Source organism: Streptomyces cyanogenus, from assembly GCF_017526105.1.
Classification (GTDB): domain Bacteria; phylum Actinomycetota; class Actinomycetes; order Streptomycetales; family Streptomycetaceae; genus Streptomyces; species Streptomyces cyanogenus.
Map to the genome: position 1 here is coordinate 1,655,528 of NZ_CP071839.1, position 24,449 is coordinate 1,679,976.

Genomic DNA, 24,449 nt, shown 5'->3' on the forward strand with positions numbered 1-24,449 from the left:
GATCAGACGCCTTCCAGAATCATCGCGTTCGCGAGTCCGCCCGCCTCGCACATGGTCTGGAGGGCGTAGCGGGCGCCGCGTTCCCGCATGGCGTGGACCAGGGTCGTGGTCAGCCGGGTGCCGCTCGCGCCGAGCGGGTGACCGAGGGCGATCGCGCCGCCGTGCACGTTGACCTTGGCGAGGTCGGCGCCGGTCTCCTGCTGCCAGGCGAGGACCACGCTGGAGAAGGCCTCGTTCACCTCGAAAAGGTCGATGTCGCCCAGCTTCAGGCCCGCCCGGCGCAGCACCTTTTCCGTCGCCGGGATCACCCCGGTGAGCATCAGCAGCGGGTCGGAGCCGGTCACGGCGAAGCTGTGCAGGCGGGCCAGCGGGCGCAGGCCGAGCCGGGCCGCGGTGTCGCCGGAGGTGATGAGGACGGCGGAGGCGCCGTCGTTGACAGGGCTGGCGTTGCCCGCGGTGACGTTCCACTCGATCTGCGGGAACCGCTCGGCGAAGCCGGGGTCGTGGTAGGCGGGCTTGAGACCGGCGAGGATCTCCGGGGTGGTGTCCGGGCGGACGCACTCGTCGCGGGCGACGCCGTCGAGCGGCGCGACCTCGGCGTCGAAGAGCCCGTCGCGCCACGCGGCCGCGGCCTTGCGGTGGGAGGAGACGGCGAACTCGTCCATCCGCGCGCGCGTGAGGGACCACTTGGCGGCGATGAGTTCGGCGCTGATCCCCTGCGGGACCATGCCTTCCGGGTAGCGCTCGGCGACGCCGGGCCCGAACGGGTCCTTCCCCGCGGGCACGTTGGACCACATCGGCACCCGGCTCATCGACTCCACACCGCAGGCCACGACGAGGTCGTACGCACCGGACATCACGCCCTGCGCGGCGAAGTGCACGGCCTGCTGGGAGGAGCCGCACTGGCGGTCCACGGTGGTCGCCGGAACCGACTCGGGCAGGCCGGCGGCGAGGGCGGCGTACCGGGTGGTGTTCATGGCCTGCTCGCCGACCTGGTCGACGGCGCCGCCGATCACGTCGTCGATCAGCGCCGGGTCGACGCCGGAGCGCTCGACCAGGGTGCGCAGGGTGTGGGCGAGGAGCTGCACGGGGTGGACGTGGGCGAGGGAGCCGTTCGGCCTGCCCTTGCCGATCGGGGTGCGTACGGCTTCGACGATGACTGCGTCTCGCATGGGGTGGGCCTCCAACGTGATCGCGAGGGCTACCGGTGAGTAGGAAATCCGGACTCACCATAGCCCTTTAAGTTGGAAAATCAAACCCTCCTTTAGACTGGGCCGCATGGCCGCCACGAAGGACCCGCGCCCCTGCTCCATCGCCGACGCACTCACGGTGGTCGGGGAGAAGTACTCCCTGCTCGTCCTGCGCGAGGTGTGCCTGGGCAACGGCCGCTTCGACCAGCTCGTGCGCAACACCGGCGCCCCGCGCGACATCCTGTCCGCCCGGCTGCGCCGGCTCGTGGAGGCCGGCATCCTCACCAAGCGCCTCTACAGCGAGCGCCCCCAGCGCTTCGAGTACCGGCCCACGCAGGCGGGCCTGGAGCTGGAGCCGGTCCTGATGACCCTCAAGGAGTGGGGCGACCGCCACCTGCGCAAGGGCGCCGACCTGCCGATGGTCGTCGAGCACACCTGTGGCCACGAACTGGTGCCGGTGGTCACCTGCCGGGCCTGCGGCGAGCCGGTGCGCCACGAGGATCTGACGGCCCACCCGCAGAGCCCGGGCTGGACCCTGACCGGGCCGACGGCCGCATAACCGGAGCCCCGGCCCGCACGGACCTCGCTCGCACGACCCTCGCCCGTACGCCCCCCGGCAGCCGCCCGCCGGCCGTACGGCCCCTGGTGCCGCCCTGCCGGCCGAGCCCGCTACGCTTCGTCCGTCACATGATCACCTCATCTCCGAACAGCGCTTGGACGCCACACCTTCATGTCTTGGTTTGAATCCCTCGTCCTCGGACTCGTCCAGGGGCTGACCGAGTTCCTGCCCGTCTCCTCCAGTGCGCACCTGCGGCTGACCGCGGCGTTCTCGGGCTGGAAGGACCCGGGCGCGGCCTTCACGGCGATCACCCAGATCGGCACGGAGACCGCGGTTCTCATCTACTTCCGCAAGGACATCGGCCGGATCATCTCCTCCTGGTTCCGCTCGCTGTTCGACAGGACGATGCGGCACGACCACGAGGCGCAGATGGGCTGGCTGGTGATCGTCGGGTCCATCCCGATCGGGGTGCTGGGCGTGACGCTGAAGGACCAGATCGAGGGGCCGTTCCGCGACCTGCGGGTCACCGCCACCATGCTCATCGTGGTCGGCCTGGTCATCGGCATCGCCGACCGGATGGCGGCCCGCGACGAGACCGGCGGCCGGCACCGGGCGCCCAAGCAGCGCAAGACGCTGGAGAACCTCGGGGTCAAGGACGGCCTGATCTTCGGCCTCTGCCAGGCCTGCGCCCTCATCCCCGGTGTCTCCCGCTCCGGCGCCACCATCAGCGGCGGACTGTTCATGGGGTACAGGCGCGAGGCCGCGGCCCGCTACTCGTTCCTGCTCGCCATCCCGGCCGTCCTCGCCTCCGGAGCCTTCGAGGTGAAGGACTCGCTGGGCGAGGGCCATGTGGACTGGCCGCCGACCCTGTTCGCGACGGTGATCGCGTTCGCCTCCGGATACGCGGTCATCGCGTGGTTCATGAAGTGGATCTCCAACAAGAGCTTCATGCCGTTCGTCTGGTACCGCATCGCCCTCGGCATCGTGATCATCGCCCTGGTCGGCGCGGGTGCGCTCAGCCCGCACGCGGCGGAGTCGGCCGGCTGAGGGCCGCCCACCACCCGGGTTTCGGACATCTTCCGCGCCCCGGCGGCCCGCCTATGACCTGGGCAACTTCACGGGGCCGCACGGCAGTTCGCCGCTACGGACGGACGACCGGGCGGCGCCGGTGACCAACCGCATACCTTCTGTGTAGCCATGCGGTAGCGCACCGTCAGTGCTTGGCCCTAGGCTGTTGCGCATGTCCCCCGAATCCCCGCCCCCTGGTTCCGTGCGGTCTGCTGCCGAGGTGAACGAGCAGATCCGGGCGCTGTGGCTGCGTGCGGGCGGCACCCTGTCGGCCCAGGAGCGCGCGGAGTACGAGCTGCTGGTGATCGAGTGGGCGGAGGCGATCCGCGCACGGGTCATCGAGGCGGCCTGACACCCGAACGGGCGCCCCGCCCCCGGCCCCGAAGCCCAGAGGGACTCCCGCCCCGGCCCCGAAGCCCGGACGGGCTCCCGCCGCAGCCCCGGCTCCCCCGGCCCGGCGGGCACCCCGTCGCAGCCCTTACGCCCGCAGGTGCGCGAGCACCTCGTCGGCCACCGGGTACGGCGGCTCCACCGGCAGCAGCGCGCTCGCCCGCTCCCGTTCGCCCGCCCGCGCCAGCGCGTGGATCTCCGTGGCCAGCGGGGTGACGTCCTCGATGCCCACGATCCAGTCGTCGGCGTACCGCGCCGCCGCCTGCCCGGCGAGGCCGAGCTGCAGGGACCGGTACGGCAGCGGGTTCAGGTGCAGGTCCCGCTCCGGGTCCCACTGCACGCGGGCCGGGCTGCTCGCCAGCTCCCGCTTCCAGGCGGCCTGGTCCGCGTGCAGGGCGGGCACGTAGTGGGACAGACAGGCGTGGCGCAGGGCCCACTCGAAGCCCTCGCGGCTGATGTCGATGGCGAGGACGGTCTCCTGCCCCTCCTTGGTGCCCCAGCCGCAGCGGTACATCATCCACAGGAAGGACGGTTTGATCCAGGTCATCCGGTCCCGCTTCCAGGCGGACGGGAACCGCCCGGTGCGGGCGGCCGGACGGCCGATCGCCGGGCGGTAGGCCTGGTAGACGGTGACCGTGGTCTCCGTGTGCCGGGCGCGGATACGGAACTTCGGCTCGGTGACGGTCTTTTCCTCATGCACGGCAACAGACTCGGCCGTCGCACGCGTCCCGCACCACCGAATATTCACCGCGTACCACTTGGCTCCGCGCCCCGCGTGCCCAAGACTGAGCCGATGACGCAGCGTGCGGAGTTCGCGACCGTAAGGGACCGGCTGGCCGTGGACGACCTCGTCACCGCGTACGCGGTGGCGGTGGACGACGGTGACTGGGCGGCCTACCGAGATCTGTTCACGGCGGACGGACGCGCCGACTACCGCTCGGCGGGCGGCATCGAGGGCGACGCGGACGAGATCGCCGCCTGGCTCGCCGAGAGCCTGGCCCTGTTCGGCATGTGCCAGCACCTGATCGTCAACCGGCAGGTGCGCTTCGGCGCCCTCGATCAGGACACCGGTGACACCGCCCGCGTCCGTGCCGACTACGTCAACCCGCTGCGCTTCGCCGAGGCCGACGGCTCGGCCGCGCCGGACCTGGTGTGCGGCGGCCGGTACGACTTCGGGGTGCTGCGCACCCCGGACGGCTGGCGCCTGAACGAGGTCGTCGTACACGAGAAGTGGCGCAGAGGCGGCGCCCCCGGGGCGCACGGGCTCTAGGGGGCGCGGCGAGCTGCGACCGGCTCCCGCCGGTCCGGGCCCGCCGTACGCCCTCCTCACCCGGGCCGACCGCGCACCGCCGCACACTCACCACGCACACTGGAGCCATCGGTGGGTAGGGAGGGTCCTTATGAGGATGATCAACCACTGGCCGGCCTCCCCGTGGCGTCGCTCGGCCGCCGCCGCCCTCGCCGGCGCCCTTCCCGTGCTCGCGTTCCCGGCGCCGTCCCTGTGGTGGTTCGCGTACGTCGCCCTGGTGCCGTGGATCCTGCTGGCCCGCTCCGCGCCGACCGGGCGGCGGGCCGGCTACGACGGCTGGTGGGGCGGCATCGGCTTCCTGGTGGCCGTCCACCACTGGCTGCTGCCGAGCCTGCACGTGTTCATCTTCCTCATAGCCGCGCTGCTGGGCCTGCTCTGGATGCCCTGGGGCCGGCTGGTGCGCCGGTTGCTGGGCGGGGTGCCGACGCCGGGCCGGTGTGCCGCCGCCCTGCTGGTGCTGCCGTCGGCCTGGCTGGCGGTGGAGCTGGTCCGGTCCTGGCAGGGCCTCGGCGGGCCGTGGGGGATGCTGGGCGCCAGCCAGTGGCAGGTGGGCCCGGCGCTGCGGCTGGCCTCGGTCGGCGGGGTGTGGCTGCTCAGCTTCCTGGTGGTGGCCGTCAACGTGGCGGTGGCCATGCTGCTCGCCGTGCGCGAGTCGCGGGTGCCGGCCGTGGCCTCGCTGGTCGCCACGGCCGCCGCGGCCTCGGCCGCCTGGGCGTGGGCGCCACGCCCCGCCGTCGACGGACAGGTGCGGATCGCCGTGGTCCAGCCGGGCATCGTGGCCGGGCAGGACAGCGGCGACAAGCGGTTCGCCCGGGAGGAGCAGCTGACCCGGCGGCTCGCCGGGCAGGGCGCCGACCTGGTGGTGTGGGGCGAGTCCAGCGTCGGCTTCGACCTGGACGACCGCCCCGACCTGGCCCGGCGGCTGGCCGTCCTGTCCCGCGAGACCGGCGCTGACCTGCTGGTGAACGTGGACGCCCGCCGCTCCGACCGGCCCGGCATCTACAAGAGTTCGGTGCTGGTCGGTCCGCACGGCCTGACCGGCGACCGGTACGACAAGATGCGGCTGGTCCCCTTCGGCGAGTACATACCCGCCCGTTCGCTGCTCGGCTGGGCCACCTCGGTGGGCCGGGCCGCGGGCGAGGACCGGCAGCGCGGCACCGCACAGACCGTGATGAACGTCGGGCACGGGCTGCGCATCGGCCCGCTGATCTGCTTCGAGACCGCGTTCCCCGACATGAGCCGGCATCTCGCCGAGGGCGGCACGGACGTCCTCCTCGGCCAGTCGTCCACCTCGTCCTTCCAGCGCAGCTGGGCGCCGGAGCAGCACGCCTCGCTGGCCGCGCTGCGCGCCGCCGAGACCGGCCGCCCGATGGTGCACGCCACGCTCACCGGCGTCTCGGCGGTGTACGGCCCGGGCGGTCAGCGCCTCGGCCCGTGGCTCGGCACCGACGCGAGCACCGCGCGCGTGTACGACGTACCGCTCGCGCACGGCATCACGCCGTACGTCCGCCACGGCGACTGGCCGGTGTACGGCGCGCTGCTGGCGCTGGCTGCGCTGGGCGTGACGGACGGGGTGCGGGCGTTCAGGCTGCGCCGCAGCGGTCCTGAACCGCTCGGACCACCCGCTCGCACAGTTCATGAGTCGCCAGCGCGTCCCGGGCGCTGAGCACCTTCCCCTCCCGTACGGCGTCGAGGAACGCGAGGACCGCCTGCTCGATGCCGCGCTGCCGGGCCACCGGCACCCAGTCGCCGCGCCGGCGCACGGTCGGCTGCCCCTTGTGGTCGATCACCTCGGCGAGGTTGACCACCTGGCGCTTGGTGTCCTGCCCGGACACCTCCAGGATCTCCTCGGTGGAGCCGCTCAGCCGGTTCATCAGCCCGAGGGCCGTGAAGCCGTCCCCGCCGAGCTGGAGCACGACGTGGTGGACCAGGCCGTCCTCGACGCGGGCGCGGACGGTCACGTCGTCGACCGGGCCGGGCACCAGGAAGCGCAGGGTGTCGACGACGTGGATGAAGTCGTCCAGGACCATCGAACGGGGTTCCTCGGGCAGCCCGATCCGGTTCTTCTGCATGAGGATCAGTTCGCGCGGGTGGTCCCGGCACTGGGTGTACCCGGGGGCGTACCGGCGGTTGAAGCCGACGAACAGCGAGACGCCCCGCCGCTCGGCCAGGGCGACCAGCCGCTCGGAGTCGGCGAGCCGATAGGCGAGCGGCTTGTCGACGTACGTCGCAACGCCGGCCTCCAGCAGCCGGGCGACGATCTCGGGGTGGACGGCGGTCGGCGCGTGCACGAAGGCCGCGTCGAGGCCGGCGGCGAGCAGCGAGTCCAGGGTGGTGTGCCGCTGCTCCCGGGGCAGGTGCAGCGCGTCCCCGACCCGGTCCAGCGTGGCGGGTGTGCGGGTCTGCAGGTGCAGGTCGATTCCCGGCTGCGTGCCGAGCACCGGCAGATAGGCCTTCTGCGCGATGTCCCCGAGTCCGATGCAGCCGACCTTCACGTGCGCTCCTCCACGGCTTGCCTGCCTGATGCCTGCCGGAAGCATACGGGGGTCCACGGTCACCGACGCGCCCCGAAGGGGTGCGGGGCTGCACCCACATACGGCGCCGCCGCGTGGGCGCGAGCAACCACGACGACGCCGCAGCCGGCACCCGACAGGGCGAACTCGGCCGCCCCAGCGGGGCGCTACCGCTGGCGCGGCGGCGTCCAGCCCTCGCCCCCCGGACCGCCGTCCTCCCCCAGTCGGAACGCCAGCCGGCTGATCGCCGACCGCACCCCCGCGCCGTAGCCGTCGTCGGCGAGCACCCCCGCGGCGCTGCGCGCCCGGTGCAGATGGCTTCGGGCGGCCTCGGCGCGGCCCAGTTTGACGTAGTCGGCGGCCAGGTTGAGGTGGAGGGAGGGGAAGAAGCCCTGGACGCTCGACGGATCGCCGCCCGCCCGGCCGTCGGCCAGCTCCTCCGCCGCCGACAGGGCCCGCAGGTCCCAGGCGAGTTCGTCCGCCGGGTCGTCCTGGGTGTCGGCGAGGTAGTGGGCCAGGGTGCACCGGTGCAGCGGGTCACCCTCCTCGCCGATCTCCGCCCACAGGTCAAGGAAGCGGCTGCGCGCCTCCTCGCGGTCGCCACCGTGGTGCAGCATCACGACCTGTCCGATCCGCGTCAGCACGGCGTCCGGCGCCGCCTGTTCCTGTCGCTCCGCCACGGGTGACCTCCGGGCCGTCGGCAATGGTCCGCTCCCGACGCTAACCGGCGCCGCGAGGATTCCGGGCCAGGCTGGGCCGGTGGGCAACTGCGGGTCCGTTGTGGCTGGTCGCGCCCACGCGGCCCAGCCGCATACCGCTACGGCCCCGCGCTCCTTCGGAGAGTCCCCCCGGCCCCGGCGACGGTCAGCCGAGGTTCGGGATCCGCCAGTCGACCGGCTCGTGCCCCTGCGCGGCGATCGCCTCGTTGATCTGCGTGAACGGACGCGAACCGAAGAACTTCTTCGCGGAGAGCGGCGAGGGGTGCGCGCCCTTGACCACCACGTGCCGTGTCTCGTCGATCAGCGGGAGCTTCTTCTGCGCGTAGTTGCCCCACAGGACGAAGACCGCCGGGTCGGGGCGGGAGGCCACCGCGCGGATCACCGCGTCCGTGAACTTCTCCCAGCCCTTGCCCTTGTGCGAGTTGGCCTCGCCGGCGCGGACGGTGAGGACCGCGTTGAGCAGCAGCACGCCCTGCCGGGCCCACGGCATGAGATAGCCGTTGTCCGGAACGGGCAGGCCCAGCTCCTGCTGCATCTCCTTGTAGATGTTCCGCAGCGAGGGCGGGGTCTTCACACCCGGACGGACCGAGAAGCACAGGCCGTGGCCCTGGCCCTCGCCGTGGTACGGGTCCTGGCCGAGGATGAGGACCTTCACCTGCTCGTACGGCGTCGCGTCCAGCGCGGCGAAGACCTCCTCGCGCGGCGGGTAGACGGGACCCTTCGCCCGCTCCTCCTCGACGAACTCGGTCAGCTCCTTGAAGTAGGGCTGCTGCAGTTCGTCGCCCAGAACCCCGCGCCAGGACTCGGGCAGCATGGCGATGTCGGTCACGTCAACGTCCTCACGATTCGATCGGCTACGGCGTGCGGTCACTTCCAGGTTCCAGAACCTACAGGCGACCACTGACAACCGGTGCCGCGAGGGCCGTTCGCCGGTCTCACCAGCTGGTCTTGCGGTGCAGGGTCCACATCATCATGATCGTCGACGGGTCGAGGGCCTGCTCGCCGCCGGAGATGTCGACGCTGGCCCCCACGAACTGCCGGCCCTGCCAGAGCGGGATCAGCCGGGCGTCGTCGACCATGATCTGCTGGGCCGCCTCGACGTCCTTGACGGTCCGCGCGCGGTCGCTCTCCGCGCGCGCATGGGGCAGCAGCCTGCCGGTGATCTCCTTGGCCGGGTAGGGCGTGCCGAGCGCGTTGTGCTCGCCGACGAACGGGGCGATGAAGTTGTCCGCGTCCGGGAAGTCCGGGAACCAGCCGCGTCCGAACACCGGGTACTCGCCCTTCTGGTAGCCGACCACATAGGTCTTCCAGGGGCGGCTCTTGAGGGTGATGGTGAACAGGCCGGAGGCGTCCAGCTGCCGCTTCAGCTCCTGGAACATCAGGGCCGTCTCGGAGCCGTAGCGGTCGGTGGTGTACCAGAAGGTCAGCGGGATGGGCTGGGTGATGCCGGCGTCGGTGAGGATCTTGCGGGCCTTGCTGACGCTCGGGTTGCCGTAGTCGTCGAAGAAGCCGGTGGCGTGGCCGGTCAGTCCCTTGGGGACCATCGAGTACAGCGGGTCGACGGTGTCCTTGTAGACCTTGTGGGCGATCGCTCCCCGGTCCACGATCTGGGCGACGGCCTTGCGCACGGCGGGCTGCTTGGCCCAGGGGTCCTTGGGGTTGAACACCAGGTAGCTGATGTCGGTGCCGGCGCCGTCGACCAGTTGCAGGTCCTCGTTGTCGTGCTCCTGCAGAGCGAGGATGTCGTCGGCGGCCAGGCCCCGGTAGGTGACGTCGATCTGCTTGTCCTTGAGCGCCTTGACCATCCCGGCGGAGTCCTTGAAGTAGCGGATGGTCACCGCGTCGTTCTGGAGCTTGGCGAAGCCCTGGTAGTTGCCGTTGCGGACCAGGACGGCCTCGGAGCCCTCCTCGTAGGACTCCAGCTTGTACGGCCCGGAGCCGTGCACCGAGGTGTCCTTGCGCAGGGAGTTGGTCGGGTAGTCGTCGGGGTCGACGATCGACATGGCAGGCGTGGCCAGCACGAACGGGAAGGTGGCGTCGGGCTGGTTGAGGTGGAAGACGACCTCGCGGTCGCCGGAGGTCTCGACGCGGTCCAGGCTGCCGAGCAGTCCGGCGGGGCCGCCGGGGGCGTTGATCGTGCGGATGCGGTCGATCGAGTGCCGGACGGCCTCGGCGGTCAGCGGGTCGCCGTCGGCGAACTTCAGGCCGTCGCGCAGCTTGCAGCGGTAGGTGCGGCTCGTGGAGTCGGTGAAGGAGCAGCTCTCCGCGGCGTCGGGCTGGGGGGTGGTGGCACCGCTCGGGTAGGCGAGGAGCGTCTGGAAGATGTTCCGGTACAGCTCCCAGGAGCCGTCCCAGGCGCCGGCCGGGTCCAGCGTGCTGGGGGCACTGGTGGTGCCCACGACGATAGGCCCCTGGCTGTCGGGGTCGTCGTCGGACAACAGACTGCATCCGGCCACCAACGCCAGGGACGCGATCGCCGCGACTCTCCGCAGAAATCGGTTCCGGTTGAACACGCGCACGCTCCTCGATCTGCCATACCAAGGGTCGGCAGACCATACCGCAGCGTCCGGAGCCGTGGACCTCCCCCGTCACCAGCGTTCTTGATCGCCTGAACCATGACGACGTTGTCATTCCGCTCTGCGGACTCCCTACGGCCTTCCGGGCGCCGATCCGTCCGAAAATCGGCGCCCGGAAGAGATGCTCCGCCTCAGCCGGCGCCGGCGTTGAGGAAGATGCCGCCGTCCACGACGAGGGTCTGACCGGTGATCCAGTCGGACTGCTCGGAGGTGAGGAACGCGGCGGCCCCGCCGATGTCGGAGGGCACACCGAGCCGGCCGAGCGGGTAGGAGGCGGCCGCCTCCTCCTCCCGGCCCTCGTACAGGGCCTGCGCGAACTTGGTCTTGACCACGGCCGGGGCGATGGCGTTGACCCGTACCTTCGGCGCGAACTCGTGCGCCAGCTGCTGGGTCAGGTTGATCATCGCGGCCTTGCTGACGCCGTACGCGCCGATGAACGGCGAGGGTGCGAGGCCGGCGACCGAGGCGATGTTGACGATCGCGCCGCCGTTGTCCTTCTGCCAGGCGTGCCAGGTCTTCTGGGCGAAGCCGAGCGCGGAGATCACGTTGGTCTCGAAGACCTTGCGGGCGACGCCCAGGTCGAGGTCCGCGATCGGGCCGAACACCGGGTTGGTTCCCGCGTTGTTGACCAGGAAGTCGACCCGGCCGAAGGCCTCCATGGTGCGCTCGACGACCTCGGTCTGGTGGTCCAGGTCGTGCGCCTTGCCGGCGACGCCGATGACGCGCTCGGTGCCGAGCTGCTCGACGGCTTCCTTCAGGGCGTCCTCGCCCCGGCCGGTGATGCACACGCGGTCGCCGCGGGCGACCAGCGCCTCGGCGACGCCGTAGCCGATGCCGCGGCTGGCGCCGGTGACGATCGCGACCCTGCCGGACAGCTCCGGGAGTTCAGTCATGTCCGTGTTACCTCTGAGTCCCTTAGTTGAGCGGTCCGCCGGCGACGTACAGCACCTGGCCGGAGACGAAGCCGGCCGCCTCGCCGGTGAAGAAAGCGACGGCGTTGGCGATGTCCTCGGGCTCGCCGACGCGCTGCACCGGGATCTGGGTGGCGGCGGCCTTCTTGAAGTCCTCGAAGCCCATGCCGACGCGGTCGGCGGTGGCCTTGGTCATCTCGGTGGCGATGAAGCCGGGGGCGACCGCGTTGGCCGTGATGCCGAACTTGCCCAGCTCGATGGCGAGGGTCTTGGTGAAGCCCTGGAGACCGGCCTTGGCGGCGGAGTAGTTGGCCTGGCCGCGGTTGCCGAGAGCCGAGGAGGAGGAGAGGTTGACCACCCGGCCGAAGCCCGCGTCCACCATGTGCTTCTGCACGGCCTTGGTCATCAGGAACGAGCCGCGCAGGTGCACGTTCATGACGGTGTCCCAGTCGGAGACGCTCATCTTGAACAGCAGGTTGTCGCGCAGCACGCCGGCGTTGTTGACGAGGATCGTCGGGGCGCCCAGCTCCTCGACGATCCGGGCGACGGCGGCCTCGACCTGCGCCTCGTCGGAGACGTCCGCGCCGATCGCGACGGCCTTGCCGCCGGCCGCGGTGATCTTCTCGACGGTGTCCTTGCAGGCGGCCTCGTCCAGGTCGATCACGGCGACCGCGCGGCCTTCGGCAGCCAGTCGTACTGCGGTGGCGGCGCCGATACCGCGCGCCGCGCCGGTGACGACCGCGACCCGCTGTTCAGTGGTGGACATTGGTGCTTCTCCTCGCCCTTGAGAGAACCTCTTGAGAGAACCTGTCGGGGCCCGGAGAGGGCCCCTGGTGCGGTGAGCGACCGCTTAGTACCTTCAGCACCCGTGACGCTAGAAGCCCTGGCACCCGGTGTCAACGGCACACCCGGCCGGTGTGATCCATTACCTCACCAGGAGGTCGAGCAACCGCTCCGTCTCGGCGGCCGGGTCGGCGGTCAGGCCGGTGTGCACGGGACCGGGCTGGACCACCGTGGAGCGCGGCGCGACCAGCCAGCGGTAGCGCCGCCCCGCATCGTCGCCGGCCGCCTGCCCGGCCTGCTCGCCGCCCGCGCAGTGCCGCTCGATCGCGCCGAGCGCGGCACGCACCCCGGCCACGTCGGCGGCCGGGTCCAGCGCGAGCAGCCGGGCCTCGTCCAGGTGGGTGAGGGCGCCGACGTAGCCCCGGGCGCGGCAGTACACGACCACGCCCGCGTTGATGCACTCCCCGCGCTCCACCCGGGGTACGACCCGCAGCAGGGCGTACTCGAACACGTCCCGGTCGCCGCCCTGGCCCGCCCGGGTGATGTGCCGCTCGGTCACATGACCGGCCATGTGGATGTGGCGCTCGCTCACTTGCCCTCCTGGAACCGCTCGCCGAACCGCTCGCTCACTTGCCCTCCTGGGTTCCGGAACCGTTGCCGGTGCCGATGCCGGTGATCCGCTCGGCGATGACGGCCGCGCGTGCGAGCAGCGGCCGTGCGTAGGCCCGGCGTAGCTCGTCGGCGGTGTCGAAGCCGGGCTCGTCGGCGAGCCAGGCCTCGGGGATCTCGGCGGTGACCTCGGCGAGCAGGTCCTCGGTGACCCGGGGTGCCAGCTCGGCCGCGGCGGCGGGCACGTCCGGGGAGAAGCGGGCGAGGGCGTGGTCGGAGGCGTCGTAGGGACGCGCGGCCGAGCCGGCGGCGGCGGGCCAGTTGTGGTGCCAGATCATGGTGGCGCCGTGGTCGATGAGCCACAGCTCGCCCTGGTGCACCAGCAGGTTGGGGTTGCGCCAGGAGCGGTCGACGTTGTTGATCAGTGCGTCGAACCAGACGATCCGGCCGGCCTCCGCCGCGCTCACCGGGAAGGCGAGCGGGTCGTAGCCGAGGGCGCCGGACAGGAAGTCCATGCCGAGGTTGGTGCCGCCGCTGGCCCGCAGCAGGTCCTGCACCTGCTGCTCGGGCTCGCCCAGCCCGAGGACGGGGTCCAGCCGCATGGTGACCAGCCGGGGCACGCGCAGTCCGAGGCGCCGGGCGAGTTCGCCGCACACCACCTCGGCGACCAGGGTCTTGCGGCCCTGTCCGGCGCCGGTGAACTTCATGACGTAGGTCCCGAAGTCGTCGGCCTCGACGAGGCCCGGCAGCGAGCCCCCCTCACGCAGTGGCGTGATGTAGCGGGTCGCGGTGACCTCTTTCAGCATTCTTCCGGGCCGTCCATCTCTTCAGCCTTGCACATGCAAGATCGATCCCGACGGGGCGCAGCAGCAGGACTCACCCGTCAACGGCCCTGTCGGTCTCCGGGGAGCGGACCGTCCCTGGCCGTCCGCCCCTTGGTTCCGGCCTCGGGCATGAAGTGAGCATAGTAACCGAGGGTGATCACTGGTGACGAGTACCGAGCCGACGCGCCAAGGGGTGGCGCGGCACGTGGGAGCCGTCCTCCGGGGCCGCCGCCCACCGCCGCGGGGTCCGCACGACCGTCTCGCCCGGGCCGGGCCGGGGGGGGACGGCCGCGCGGGACGTTTGCGAGGCGGCGGCACCCTTCGGCGGCGCAGGTGCGGCTGACGGTCCCGGTCCCGGCTGTCCCCTCGGCCCCGTGGAAGACGTGACCCGGTGATCCGACCGCACCGGGGCCCGCCGCCCGGCTCACTGCGGCAGAGGGCGGACGCGCAGTGCGCGGCATGCCGGACCGGAGGTCTGGGTGCCGTCGTCGGTCAGGTCGAAGGCCGAGTGGTGCAGGGGGCACACCAGGCGGGTCGCCGCGGCGTTCACGTGGGCGTGCCGCAGCAGGCCGCCCCGGTGCGGGCAGCGCGCGTCGACGAGGACGCCGTCCCGGCCATCGGGGCCCTGCCACTCCACGGCCACCGTGTCGGCGTCCACCTGGCGCAGCCGGGGCCGCCCGGCCGCCCTCTCCGAGCCGCTCACCGGCCGGCCTCGGCGCGGGCCCGGCTCACTGCCGCCTCGGTGGCGCGGGCGATGGTCGCACTGGTCAGTTCGATCCCGGCCCAGACCCTGTCCAGGTCCGCGCCGTGCTCCCGGTCCCAGGCGCGCAGCGCGGTCAGCATCTCGCGGCTGTGGAACGCGTCGATGTGCAGGTGCTCCTCGTAGTACTGGCCGTTGGCGATGCCCAATCGGGCGCAGGCCGCGGCGTAGCAGCGGAAGCCGTAGAGCACGCTGGACTCGAAGTAGGCGTAGGCGCCGAGGAAATAGTCGGGGGTGGGCGCCCGGGAGGCCAGCCAGTGGAAGAGGTTGACGTAGGCGAGCGTCTCCTCGCAGGCCCTGGCGGCGTGGTGGAAGGGGTCGGTGGACAGTCCCAGCTCCACCATCAGCCGCTCGTACAGCCGGGCGTGCTCCTGCGCCTCGTTGCCGCACCCGAACTCGTCGATGAGCACCCGCATCACCGCCATGCGGGCCCGGGGCGTCAGCCGCGGCAGCACGCCCAGGTGCGACTGCGACTCCACCAGCCCGTCCACGGCGAACTGCCCGGCGACACAGGTGAACTCGGCCGCCGTCGCGTGCTCGGCCAGGTACCGCTCGCTGGGCGAGGGATCGTTCTCCTCGCCGCGCAGGCGCTGCTCCAGTGCGTCGAGGAGGTCGTCCAGCGAGCCGAAGGCGGGCGCCGCGTCCGCCAGCGCGTCCGCCTCGGCGCGCGGCCAAGCCGCCTCCAGCGCGAGCAGTTCGGCATACCCCGCGGCGTCGGGGACGGTGCGGTTGTGCCAGTACAGCCGTTGTTGCACGGTGGCCGACCGCGGCAGCGCGGGGGCCCCGCCCGTCCTCGCGATCACGGCGCCGCCTCCGCCGCCGCGGCGGCCGCGCGAGCGTCCTGGGCCGTGGTGTCCGTGCCGATGACGCCTCGCGCCACCAGGGCGCGTTTGACGTGCAGGTACCAGTCGTCGCGCAGGATGCCGTACGTCTCGCACGCCGCGTCGACCTCGGCCTGGAGCGCCGGCGTCGGGTCTCGCAGCAGTGCCGTGCACAGCGCCGGCTCCAGATTGGCCAGCGGGCCGATGAACCCTGCCACGCCGGGGACCTGGGACAGCAGGTTCTCCCAGCCCTCGAAGACCGGCACGCCCAGGCCGGCCGCCACCAACTGCCGGGTGAACGCCGGGTCGCCGCTGGACTCCTTCACCCCGATCACACCCGGGAGCCGGCAGACGCGTGCCAGCGTCCCGGCCTCGATGCGGTTCCCGGACAGGGCCTCCTCGTTGTACACGACCACCGGCGACCCTGCGTCGAGCACCCGCTCATAGTGGGTGACGATGTCCTCCTGGCCGACACCCGCACCGAAGGGCGTGGTGACCGCCACCGCGTCGGCGCCCAGTTCGGCGGCGAGCCGGGTCCGGGCCACCACGGCGCCGGTGTCCGGCAGTTGGACGCCGGCGATGACCGGCAGGCCGCCGGCGCAGCGCACGGTGGCCGCCACCATGTCGCGCCACTGCGCCTCGGTCAGCAGCCAGCCCTCGCCCGAGCTGAGGGTCGGCATCAGAGCAGTCACCTCGGCGCGGACCGAGTCGACCAGCCGTGCCACGTCGTCCGCGCGGACCCGGCCCTGCCGGTCGAGCGGAGTGACCAGCGGCACGACCACGCCGGAGAGGGGGGCCGCGGTGTGCGGGCGGCCGGAGGCGGCGCGCGCCGCACCGGCCTCCAGGGCGACGCCGGTGCCCGGCCGCACCGGGGACGTCTGCGGGGTCTCAGCGTTCGTCATGGTGCGTCCACATCGTCGTCGGGACAGGAAATGCGGTCCAGCGCGGCCAGGTCGACGCGCAGTGCCAGCGACTGGCGGTACAACTCCTCCAGCCGAGGAGGGAACGCCTCCTCCGGACCGTCCGGGGGCGCGCTCAGGAGCGCTCCGGCACCGGGACGTCGCCGCAGACGCGGCGACACGCTGTGCAGCCGGCCGCCCCGGTGCACGGCCGGAGCCAGCAGCAGAGCGTCGGCGATCGGCACGTCCCTGAGCGCGGCGGCCTCCAGCGCGGTGCGCACGTCGCCCCGCCGCAGGCCGAAGCGGGCGATCCGCAGTTCGCTGTGCAGGTTGTCCATGAAGGGGTAGTAGGCGTCCTGCACCGCGCGCGGCCGCCGCCAGATCAGGTCGTCGCACAGTCCCACCTGTTCCAGCGTCATGGCCAGCGGGCGGTGCGCCGCCAGTTGCCGGACGAAGAAGTTCTTGCAGGCGGTCCTGACCCTGTCGTCGGTGCTGTGCATGCCCATGAACAGCGAAGCATCGATGAGCGTCCCGAGGCCCGGGACGGCCCCCGGGAGCGGGGCGCCCGCCTCACCGCTCATGGGAGGCGGAGCCCAGGGTCTCGCGGATGACCCGTACGGCGGCCGCGAACTGCTCGGGCGGGCGCGCCAGCGCGATCCTCACGTAGCGCTCACCCCGCCCCGGGTTGTCCCAGTAGAAGTAGTTCCCCGGCAGCACATAGACCTCGGCCTGGAGAAGCCGCGCGTGGACGTCCTTCGCGGTGAGGCCGGAGGGCAGGATGCGCAGCCAGGCGACGCTGGTGTCCACCCGCGCGTCCAGCAGTTCCAGGACCGAGCCGGGCAGTTCGCGCCGCAGCGTGGCCCGGTTGGTGTCGATCACCTCGCGCACCGAGGCGAAGGAGTCCGCGACGGAGTCCTCGACGTAGTGGGTGAGGAAGTTCAGCACGAACGGGGAGACGTTGAGCAGCACGGAGGTGTGCAGGTTGTACACCTCCTCGTAGATGTCCGCGCTCGCTGTCAGCAGGGCGCACTTGGCGTCCTGGACCGGCCACGTCTTCCCCGTGTCCTCGATGGCGAGGTAGCTGGCGCCGGACTCCTCCAGCATCCGGTACACGTCGGGGCGCTGGGCCAGGCCGTTGTGCAGGGCGAAGGAGGCGAAGCAGAAGTCCAGTACGAGCAGCTTGCGCTGGTCGCGGCAGAACCTCAGGACCTCCTCGAACCCCCGGCCGCCGTCGGTGAACAGCGTGAAGCCGGTGGGGTTGTTGGGGTCGACCAGGTACAGCGCGTCCGTCCGGACCAGGCGGGTCAGCTCCGTGTACACGGTGTCCGGGTCCGCCAGCGCTTCCTCGGGCAGGGCGGCGGGCGGCGTCCCCAGGTACTTGAGGAGGTCCACCAGGTTGTCGAAGCAGGGTTCCACCAGGGAGACGGTGTAGTCGTGCCGGCGCAGGTACATCGCCGCGACCATGGTGGAGACGCTGGCCGCATACGACAGCAGGGTGCGGCCCAGGCCGGGCGCGGTCGTCTGGCCGTGCAAGCGGAAGAACGCCTCGGTGAACTGCCGCTCGAAATGCGCCTGCTGCCGTTCCTCCGACTCGTACCACAGCGCGGGCAGCCGGGAGACGATCTTGTCCTGGCTGCCGGACTGCCGCTGATGCGTATGCGCGTCGGCCAGGTTGTACCGAGTGCGCAGTGCCTTGATCTCGTGCTGGGTGAGGTCGATCAAATCCTGGGCTGACATATCCGCTCCTCGCACAGGACGGCATTCGTATGCTGATGACGCTGATGACGCCTGGAATGGTAGGGAGCGCGAGCGGCCGGGACCACGCCAGAAATGATGAGGAACCATTGGCGGAGTCAAACGGCGGACTATCCGAAAGTACGCTGGTGGAATAGCTTATTCCGCCAATAACCTGCCCGCATGACCTCAAGTGAATCGGGCGGGGCCGGACGGCCGGCGGCGGGAACGGCGCCTTCTCGGACCGTGGGGGCGCTTTACGCGGCGCTCGGCACCGCGCTGGCAGGCACCTCCTTCGTGGCCACGAGCCTGCTGACGCACTATCCGTTCCTGAGCGGCCAGACCCTGCGCTTCGCTCTGGGCGCTCTGAGCCTGTCGCTGCTGTCCCTCGTCGGGCGCGTGCCCTGGCCGCGGCCGACGAGAACCGAGTGGGCGCTGCTGGCGCTGCTGGCCGGGACGGGCCTGGTCGGCTTCAATCTGGCCTGCCTCGCCGCACTGGGTTCCGCCGAGCCCGCCGTACTCGGCGTGATCGTCGGTGCGACCCCGCTGCTGGTGGCGATCGCCGGTCCCCTGCTGAGCCGGCGCCGGATATCGGGGCGTCTGATCGCCTCGGCCGCCCTGGTGGTCGCCGGTGCCGCGCTGCTCATCGGCTTCGGGCGGAGCACCGCGGGCGGCTTCGGGTTCTCCCTGCTGGCCCTGCTGGGCGAGGTCTCCTTCACCTTGCTGGCGGTGCCCCTGCTGCCCCGGCTGGGGGCGATCCCCGTGGCGACCTACGTCTGCGTCCTGGCCACGGTCGAGATGGGTGTCCTGACCGCGGCGGTCGAACTGCCCGGCGGGGACCTGCGCTGGCCGGACGCGCGCGAACTGGGCGCCCTGTGCTACCTGGCGGTGGCGGTGACCGCCGCCGCGTTCATCTTCTACTACCTCGGCCTGCGCACCCTCGGCCCGGAGGCGACCAGCCTGTTCGCCGGGCTCATCCCGGTCGCGGCGGCGTTCACCGCACCGATCGTCGGCAGTGGCACGCTCGGCGCGGCCCAGGTCACCGGCAGCATTCTGGTCGGTACGGGGCTCAGCGCGGGCTTGTCCGCGCCGGCCCGAGACGCCGGACAGGCGGCCGGGGCGCCCGCGTCGCAAGGACCGGAACCCGGTCCGGCAGATCCGAAAGTGCCGGTACCGACGGCGGATGACGACGGCTGAACTTTCGTTATTTCGCCTGGTGGTGGGCCAGGATCCGCATTTCTAGCATGAGGGGGCCAGGTCCCCCGCAGGACCCCATCCGGCATTTCGGCGCCACCGCGCCGCATCTCGTTCCCCCTCCCGTGAGGATGCGAAATCCATGACTGTCACGCATGTCGTCCTGAGCGCCGCAGACCTTCCGGACCACTGGTACAACATCGTTCCCGACCTGCCGGCGAGTCCGCCGCCCGCGCTGCATCCGCAGACGCTGGAGCCGCTGCGTCCTGAGGACCTCTCAGGGCTGCTGCCCCAGGGCGTCATCGAGCAGGAGTTCTCCGAGGAGCGCTGGATCGAGATCCCGGACCGGGTGCGCGAGCTGTACCAGATCTGGCGGCCCTCCCCGCTGCACCGGGCGACGCGGCTGGAGCGCGCGCTGGACACCCCGGCCCGGATCTACTTCAAGTACGAGGGCGTCTCACCCGCGGGGTCCCACAAGCCCAACACCGCCATCGCCCAGGCGTTCTACGCGGCCGAGGACGGTGTACGCCGGCTGACCAGCGAGACCGGGGCCGGGCAGTGGGGCTCGGCGCTGTCCTTCGCGGGCTCGCTGTTCGGTCTGGACGTCACCGTCTACATGGTCCGCTCCTCCTTCCAGCAGAAGCCCTACCGGCGCATCCTGATGGAGACCTGGGGTGCCGAGGTGCACCCGTCGCCCAGTCCGCTCACGGAGGCCGGGCGCGCGGTGCTGGCGGAGGCCCCCGACTCCCCGGGATCGATCGGCATCGCCATCAGCGAGGCCGTGCAGGACGCGCTCAGCCGCGAGGACACCCGCTTCGCGCTCGGCTCGATCTCCAACAACGTACTGATCCACCAGTCGGTGATCGGCCTGGAGGCCAAGAAGCAGCTGGAGATCGCCGACGACTACCCCGACGTGGTGGTGGGCTGCGTCGGGGGCGGCTCCGGCTACGCCGGCCTGTCCTACCCGTTCCTGTACGACACCCTGACCGGCAAGCGCTCCGGCACCCGCTTCGTCGCGGTCGAGCCGGACGCCTGCCCCAGCCTCACCCGGGGCACCTACGCCTACGACTATCCCGACACCGCCTCGCTCGGCCCGGTGCTGCCGATGTTCACCCTCGGGCACAACTTCATGCCCGCCCCCATCCACGCCGGGGGCCTGCGCCACCACGGCAGCTCCCCGACCATGGGGACGCTGGTGCAGCACGGCCACGTGCAGGCGCGCTCGGTCTCGCAGACCGACATCTTCAGCGCGGCCGTGCTCTTCGCACGCAACGAGGGCTTCGTGATGGCTCCGGAGTCCGCCCACGGCGTGCGCGGGGCGATCGACGAGGCGCTGGCCGCACGGGAGGCGGGCGAGGCGCGGGCGATCCTCGTCCACGTCTCCGGGCACGGCAACTTCGACATGGCGGCCTACGACTCCTACCTGGCCCACACGTTGACCGACCACGAGCCGGACCAGGCGCAGATCGAGCGGGCCCTCGGTGAGCTGCCCTCGGCGAAGATCCCGGTCTGAGGCGGGGCTCCGGCCGCGCACCCGTCCACAGGTGCGCGGCCCGATGGCCCGGCGCCGACCGCGGTCAGTCGACCAGCCCGGCCTCGACGGCGTACAGCGCCGCCTCCACGCGGTTGCGCAGCCCCAGTTTCGCCAGCAGGTTCTGCACATGGGACTTCACGGTGCTTTCGCTGAGCGTGAGCTGCGCGGAGATCTCGGCGTTGGTGCGGCCCCGGCCGAGCAGGCGCAGCACGTCGTGCTCTCGGGGCGTCAGCGAGCAGGGCGTGGAGGCCGAGTTCGGCCTCGGCAACGCGGAAGGGGAGAGGGCCGCCGGCGGGAGCCGGCGCTCGGCCGGCCCGGCCGCGGCGACCGGTGCCGGGAAGAGGGAGTAGCCGGCCACGAGCATGTGCAGCGCGGCCACCAGGTCGTCGACCTGCGCGCTGCGCAGCAGCGTTCCGTCGGCTTCCTTCCCGATGAGGCCGAGTGCCGCGGAGTCGCACAGGGAGTCGCTGACCAGTGCCAGCACCTTGCCCTGCCAGCCCTTGGCCTGCCGCAGCGTCGCCGAGCAGCCGTTGGGGCTCTCGACGGTGTGGACGACGACGTGCGGCTTGGTCTCGGCCATCAGCGTCACCGCCTCGTGGTGGTCGCAGGCCTCGGCCACGACGTCGATACCCGACTTGCAGCGCAGTACCGCCCCCAGGCCGCTGCGCGTGATCGGCGACGCGTCCAGAATGAGGACGCGAATAACAGTGATCTCCGGAGATTGTTGCGACTTTAAGTTCTCCACGTGCCGATTCCCCCGTCTTTTCCGAAGAAGTGGATCTTCACCTGTACGAACGCGGTCGAAAGCGCATTGGTGCCGGAACCCCGAGGTCGAAGGATAGACGACAAGCCGCCGACTCCCACCGGTGAGGCGGTAAACGGTGCCGAACACTCCGCGTGCAGCGGGTTTACTCGTAATGGCCGCGCGAAAAATGCGAGGCCCGCAAACGCGAAGATGCGGACCGTGCTCGACGGCTCCGTACACGGCCACGCGCGGCGCCTCCCCGCACCGGAACCGGAACGCGGCCACCTCAGTCGCGGCGGCCGGAGCGCGACCTGCCCCGAGCCTGTGCGCCACCTTGTCCGGAACACAGGCGAAATCTGGCGGAAATCCAGTCGCGCCGACCCACGGCGAAGATCGTCACGAGTCCCTGGCGGCCGTCCGGGTCACGCGGTGGCCTGTGGCGGTGCTCGGCCGGGAAGGATCCGGGTGCCCGTCTGAACGGCCGCGCTCCCCCGGCCGTACCCCATGACGGACCAGGAGAAGCTTCGCGGAAGGGAATCCCCACATGACCAGCGCATCGCTCCACCCCGCGGCCGGACCGGGCCGCCGTACCGTCGTGGCGGCGGCCGGAGCGGCCGGGCTCGCCGCCGCGCTGACCGCCTGCGGTTCGGGCGACGACTCCTCGGACACCGGGTCGGGATCCAACGCCTCCACCGGGTCCACGCAGGACGGCGGCTCCGCGGCCGGTGGCGCCGCGGCCGGTGGCACCGCGCTCGCCAAGACCGCGGACATCCCCGAGGGCGGCGGCAAGATCTTCAAGGAACAGGGTGTCGTGGTCACCCAGCCGACGGCGGGCACCTACAAGGCGTTCTCCGCCAAGTGCACCCACCGCGGCTGTTCGGTGGGCAGCGTGGCGAACGGTGTGATCCTGTGCCCGTGCCACAACAGCGAGTTCTCGGCGGCGGACGGCAGCGTGAAGAAGGGGCCCGCCACGCAGGCGCTGGCCGCGGCGAAGATCACCGTCTCCGGTGACGAGATCAAGCTGGCCTGAGGGGGCTCAGCGCCGCTCCCGCGCGCGGGTGAGGCAGCCGAGCACCTCGTCGGTGGTCACGATGGTGGCGACCAGCGCGAGGGTGTGGCGGATCATCGCGGGGGTGTACTCGGCGGGCACCCCCGCGATGGCGTCGGCCGGGACGACGGCGGTGTAGCCGAGGTTGACCGCGTCGAACACCGCGTTGGGGACGGCGACGTTCGCCGACACCCCGGTGACGACCAGCGTGCGGCAGCCGAGGTTGCGCAGCAGGGCGTCGACGTCGGTGCCGTGGAGCGGGGACAGCCCGTGCAGCCGCCGTACGACGAAGTCCTCCTCGGTGACCTCGATCGGGGGCGCGACCCGGACCGCCGTGCTGCCGCTCAGCTGGTGCACGGGAAGCCGTTCGGCGGCCCGGAACAGGCGGGCGTTGCGGTTCGCGCCCCGGCCGTCCGGGCGGCGCTCGGCGACCGCGTGGATGACCTGCACCCCGCTCTCGTGGGCGGCGGCGACCAGCCGGGCCACGTTGCGCAGGGCGCCCGAGGAGCGTGCCTCGCGGGCGAGTTCGGGCAGGGCGCTGTCGGGTCCGACGACCCCCCGCTGGCACTCCACCGTGAGCAGGACGGTGCTCGCCGGGTCGAGGAGTTCGCCGAGTCGCTCGTACGACGGCATGACATGTGCCCCCTTGAAGACGACGGCTTCTCTTTTCTGACGTGATGTCAGAGGATCACGATAGTTTTCTGACACGACGTGGGAGAAGAGGGGGCCGCATGTCCGTCACTCAGCAGCGCAGGGGCCGGAAGATCATGATGACGCCCGGCGAGCTGGACGAGTTCCTGACCACCCAGCGCACCTGCCGGGTGGCGACCGTGTCCGGCGACGGCACACCGCACGTCAGCGCGCTGTGGTTCGCCTGGGACGGCACCTCGCTGTGGCTGTACTCGGTGGTGCGCAGCCGGCGCTGGGCCCAGCTGAGCCGCGACCCGCGGGTGGCCGTCGTGGTCGACTCCGGCGAGGAGTACGACCAGCTGCGCGGGGTCGAGCTGTCCGGCCGGGTGGAGTTCGTGGGCGAGGTCCCGCGCCGGGGCGAGCTGTGCGCCGAACTCGACACGGCCGAGACGCTGTTCGCCCGCAAGAACTTCGGCCTGGACGAGATGCCGCACGACGGCCGGCACGCCTGGGCCCGGCTGACCCCGGACACGATCGTCTCGTGGGACTTCCGGAAGCTGGGCGGGGCCTAGGCCTGTCCGACCACTGCCGTCTGCCGTGCGACGCACGGCCGCCCTTTCTGCGCGACGCGAAGCGTCAGACGGGCCCGGGCGCGGACCGCTGACCTCAGCCCAGCTTCCGCGCAGCGGTGCGCAGCGCCTCCACCGCCGCGCGGATCGAGGGCCGGCGGTCCGCGTCCGCCCGCCAGACCACGTACACGTGGCGTCGCACGCGCGGTCTGAGCGGTACCAGGACCACGCCCTCGGGTACCGGGTGCCGGCCCAGCAGCGGCACGATGCACACACCCAGTCCGGCCGCCACCAGACCGAGTTGGGTGTGGGTCTCGCCCGCGCGGTGGCCGACGATCGGCTCGACGCCCTTGGACCGCAGGGTGAACATCAGCCACTCGTGGCAGAACTCGCCCTCGCCCCAGGTGATCCACTCGTCCTCGGCGAACTCGGTGAGGTCCACCTCGTCCCGGTCCGCGAGCCGGTGCCCGGCGGGCAGGGCGACATCGGCCGGGTCGTCGAGCAGGGGCGCCTTGACGAGACCGTCGGGCACGGGCATCGGCTTGTTGTACCAGTCCAGGACCACCGCGAGGTCGAGATCACCGCGGACGACACCGGCGATGCCGTTCTCCGGCTCCAGCTCGCTGGAGCGCACGCGCAGCCCCGGGTGCTCGGTGCGCAGCGCGCCGAGCGCGGCGGGGAAGAGGCCGCGGGCGGCGGTCGGGAACGCCGAGAGCCGGAGTTCGCCGACGACCTGGCCACGGTGCGCCTCCAGGTCGGACTCGGCCAGCTCGACCTGCGACAGGATGCGTGCCGCGTGCTCGGACAGCAGCCGGCCGGCGTCCGTGAGCCGTACGCCCCGGCCGTTCTTGGCCAGGAGCTGCTGGCCGATCTCCCGCTCCAGCTTGCCGAGCTGCTGCGAGACCGCGGACGTGGTGACGTGCAGCGCTTCGGCGGCGGCGCTGACCGAGCCGTGCCGGGCCAGTGCGTCGAGGGTGCGCAGGCGCTCCAGATTCAACATGTAAGTGATTCTAAGAGGTACCAGGCGAGAAATCTCGATTGCGCTACGAGGTTCGACTCCCGCA

The 24,449-nt window shown here is 71.7% G+C and carries 27 protein-coding genes; 9 read left to right on the forward strand and 18 right to left on the reverse strand.

Translation table 11 applies throughout. The annotated features are described in order from the left end of the window. Positions 1-2: 2 nt before the first annotated feature. Positions 3-1,172 (reverse strand): thiolase family protein, encoded by a 1,170-nt coding sequence (locus S1361_RS07320; RefSeq protein ID WP_208031029.1) that lies wholly within the window; start codon positions 1,170-1,172, stop codon positions 3-5. A gap of 106 nt (positions 1,173-1,278) precedes the next feature. On the opposite strand from S1361_RS07320, the gene S1361_RS07325 reads away from it, so the two are divergent. From S1361_RS07325 to S1361_RS07335, 3 genes are all read left to right on the forward strand, one after another. Continuing rightward, complete coding sequence (locus S1361_RS07325) at positions 1,279-1,749, forward strand: winged helix-turn-helix transcriptional regulator (RefSeq protein WP_208031030.1); 471 nt, start codon at positions 1,279-1,281, stop codon at positions 1,747-1,749. A 171-nt stretch (positions 1,750-1,920) separates the two neighbouring features. Beyond that, the gene (locus S1361_RS07330; RefSeq protein ID WP_208031031.1) at positions 1,921-2,796 is read left to right on the forward strand and encodes an undecaprenyl-diphosphate phosphatase; all 876 of its coding nucleotides are present in this window, start codon (positions 1,921-1,923) and stop codon (positions 2,794-2,796) included. A gap of 193 nt (positions 2,797-2,989) precedes the next feature. Then, on the forward strand, positions 2,990-3,169 hold the full coding sequence (locus S1361_RS07335) for a hypothetical protein (protein WP_208031032.1): 180 nt from the start codon (positions 2,990-2,992) through the stop codon (positions 3,167-3,169). Between the two features lie 126 nt (positions 3,170-3,295). Here S1361_RS07335 and S1361_RS07340 read toward each other — a convergent pair whose 3' ends face one another. Next, entirely contained in the window at positions 3,296-3,907 is a 612-nt protein-coding gene (locus tag S1361_RS07340) for a DUF4291 domain-containing protein (protein ID WP_208031033.1), read from the reverse strand. 93 nt (positions 3,908-4,000) lie between these two features. Between S1361_RS07340 and S1361_RS07345 the strand changes: the two genes are divergently transcribed. Further along, positions 4,001-4,477 carry a nuclear transport factor 2 family protein gene (locus S1361_RS07345; protein WP_208031034.1) on the forward strand — a complete coding sequence of 159 codons (477 nt, stop codon included), beginning with the start codon at positions 4,001-4,003 and terminating at the stop codon, positions 4,475-4,477. Positions 4,478-4,607: 130 nt separating this feature from the next. Next, the gene (gene lnt / locus S1361_RS07350; protein WP_208031035.1) at positions 4,608-6,182 is read left to right on the forward strand and encodes an apolipoprotein N-acyltransferase; all 1,575 of its coding nucleotides are present in this window, start codon (positions 4,608-4,610) and stop codon (positions 6,180-6,182) included. Here the strand turns inward: lnt and S1361_RS07355 are convergent. From S1361_RS07355 to S1361_RS07415, 13 genes are all read right to left on the reverse strand, one after another. Beyond that, positions 6,100-7,011, reverse strand: coding sequence for a Gfo/Idh/MocA family protein (locus S1361_RS07355; RefSeq protein ID WP_208031036.1), 912 nt, complete (start codon positions 7,009-7,011; stop codon positions 6,100-6,102). The genes lnt and S1361_RS07355 overlap by 83 nt on opposite strands. Positions 7,012-7,196: 185 nt before the next feature. Continuing rightward, complete coding sequence (locus tag S1361_RS07360; protein ID WP_208031037.1) at positions 7,197-7,709, reverse strand: tetratricopeptide repeat protein; 513 nt, start codon at positions 7,707-7,709, stop codon at positions 7,197-7,199. A gap of 184 nt (positions 7,710-7,893) precedes the next feature. After that, positions 7,894-8,577 (reverse strand): uracil-DNA glycosylase, encoded by a 684-nt coding sequence (ung, locus tag S1361_RS07365; RefSeq protein ID WP_208031038.1) that lies wholly within the window; start codon positions 8,575-8,577, stop codon positions 7,894-7,896. Between the two features lie 106 nt (positions 8,578-8,683). Beyond that, positions 8,684-10,261, reverse strand: a complete 1,578-nt coding sequence (locus S1361_RS07370) for an ABC transporter substrate-binding protein (protein ID WP_208031039.1) — start codon at positions 10,259-10,261, stop codon at positions 8,684-8,686. A gap of 194 nt (positions 10,262-10,455) precedes the next feature. Continuing rightward, positions 10,456-11,217, reverse strand: a complete 762-nt coding sequence (locus S1361_RS07375; RefSeq protein ID WP_208031040.1) for an SDR family oxidoreductase — start codon at positions 11,215-11,217, stop codon at positions 10,456-10,458. A gap of 22 nt (positions 11,218-11,239) precedes the next feature. Beyond that, positions 11,240-12,001 (reverse strand): 3-oxoacyl-ACP reductase FabG, encoded by a 762-nt coding sequence (fabG, locus tag S1361_RS07380; protein ID WP_208031041.1) that lies wholly within the window; start codon positions 11,999-12,001, stop codon positions 11,240-11,242. 159 nt (positions 12,002-12,160) lie between these two features. Further along, a complete protein-coding gene (locus S1361_RS07385) occupies positions 12,161-12,610 on the reverse strand; it encodes a DUF3037 domain-containing protein (RefSeq protein ID WP_208031042.1) in 450 nt (149 codons plus the stop codon). Between the two features lie 34 nt (positions 12,611-12,644). Further along, complete coding sequence (locus S1361_RS07390; RefSeq protein ID WP_208031043.1) at positions 12,645-13,433, reverse strand: HipA family kinase; 789 nt, start codon at positions 13,431-13,433, stop codon at positions 12,645-12,647. A gap of 442 nt (positions 13,434-13,875) precedes the next feature. Continuing rightward, a complete protein-coding gene (locus S1361_RS07395) occupies positions 13,876-14,154 on the reverse strand; it encodes a Rieske 2Fe-2S domain-containing protein (protein WP_243769114.1) in 279 nt (92 codons plus the stop codon). Beyond that, positions 14,151-15,014 (reverse strand): iron-containing redox enzyme family protein, encoded by an 864-nt coding sequence (locus S1361_RS07400; RefSeq protein ID WP_243769115.1) that lies wholly within the window; start codon positions 15,012-15,014, stop codon positions 14,151-14,153. The genes S1361_RS07395 and S1361_RS07400 overlap by 4 nt, the downstream gene beginning before the upstream one ends. Beyond that, entirely contained in the window at positions 15,011-15,934 is a 924-nt protein-coding gene (locus S1361_RS07405; protein WP_208031044.1) for a dihydrodipicolinate synthase family protein, read from the reverse strand. The genes S1361_RS07400 and S1361_RS07405 overlap by 4 nt, the downstream gene beginning before the upstream one ends. Continuing rightward, positions 15,931-16,512, reverse strand: coding sequence for a DUF6190 family protein (locus tag S1361_RS07410; RefSeq protein ID WP_208031045.1), 582 nt, complete (start codon positions 16,510-16,512; stop codon positions 15,931-15,933). Before S1361_RS07410 ends, S1361_RS07405 begins: the two co-directional genes overlap by 4 nt. Beyond that, positions 16,502-17,668 carry an aminotransferase class I/II-fold pyridoxal phosphate-dependent enzyme gene (locus tag S1361_RS07415; protein ID WP_208031046.1) on the reverse strand — a complete coding sequence of 389 codons (1,167 nt, stop codon included), beginning with the start codon at positions 17,666-17,668 and terminating at the stop codon, positions 16,502-16,504. Before S1361_RS07415 ends, S1361_RS07410 begins: the two co-directional genes overlap by 11 nt. A gap of 243 nt (positions 17,669-17,911) precedes the next feature. On the opposite strand from S1361_RS07415, the gene S1361_RS07420 reads away from it, so the two are divergent. Together S1361_RS07420 and S1361_RS07425 are read left to right on the forward strand one after the other, a co-directional pair. After that, the gene (locus S1361_RS07420; protein ID WP_208031047.1) at positions 17,912-18,862 is read left to right on the forward strand and encodes a DMT family transporter; all 951 of its coding nucleotides are present in this window, start codon (positions 17,912-17,914) and stop codon (positions 18,860-18,862) included. 139 nt (positions 18,863-19,001) lie between these two features. Further along, a complete protein-coding gene (locus S1361_RS07425) occupies positions 19,002-20,372 on the forward strand; it encodes a TrpB-like pyridoxal phosphate-dependent enzyme (protein WP_208031048.1) in 1,371 nt (456 codons plus the stop codon). 64 nt (positions 20,373-20,436) lie between these two features. On the opposite strand, the gene S1361_RS07430 is transcribed toward S1361_RS07425, so the two are convergent. Beyond that, entirely contained in the window at positions 20,437-21,138 is a 702-nt protein-coding gene (locus S1361_RS07430) for a LuxR C-terminal-related transcriptional regulator (RefSeq protein WP_208031049.1), read from the reverse strand. 544 nt (positions 21,139-21,682) lie between these two features. Between S1361_RS07430 and S1361_RS07435 the strand changes: the two genes are divergently transcribed. After that, positions 21,683-22,168: a Rieske (2Fe-2S) protein gene (locus tag S1361_RS07435; protein WP_208031050.1), complete on the forward strand. Its 486-nt coding sequence runs from the start codon at positions 21,683-21,685 to the stop codon at positions 22,166-22,168. A 6-nt stretch (positions 22,169-22,174) separates the two neighbouring features. Here S1361_RS07435 and S1361_RS07440 read toward each other — a convergent pair whose 3' ends face one another. Further along, complete coding sequence (locus tag S1361_RS07440; RefSeq protein ID WP_208031051.1) at positions 22,175-22,819, reverse strand: cysteine hydrolase family protein; 645 nt, start codon at positions 22,817-22,819, stop codon at positions 22,175-22,177. A gap of 98 nt (positions 22,820-22,917) precedes the next feature. Here S1361_RS07440 and S1361_RS07445 point away from each other — a divergent pair, with 98 nt between their 5' ends. Further along, positions 22,918-23,388, forward strand: a complete 471-nt coding sequence (locus S1361_RS07445) for a pyridoxamine 5'-phosphate oxidase family protein (protein ID WP_208031052.1) — start codon at positions 22,918-22,920, stop codon at positions 23,386-23,388. A gap of 94 nt (positions 23,389-23,482) precedes the next feature. Here S1361_RS07445 and S1361_RS07450 read toward each other — a convergent pair whose 3' ends face one another. After that, positions 23,483-24,385: a LysR family transcriptional regulator gene (locus S1361_RS07450; RefSeq protein ID WP_208031053.1), complete on the reverse strand. Its 903-nt coding sequence runs from the start codon at positions 24,383-24,385 to the stop codon at positions 23,483-23,485. Positions 24,386-24,449: the final 64 nt, after the last annotated feature.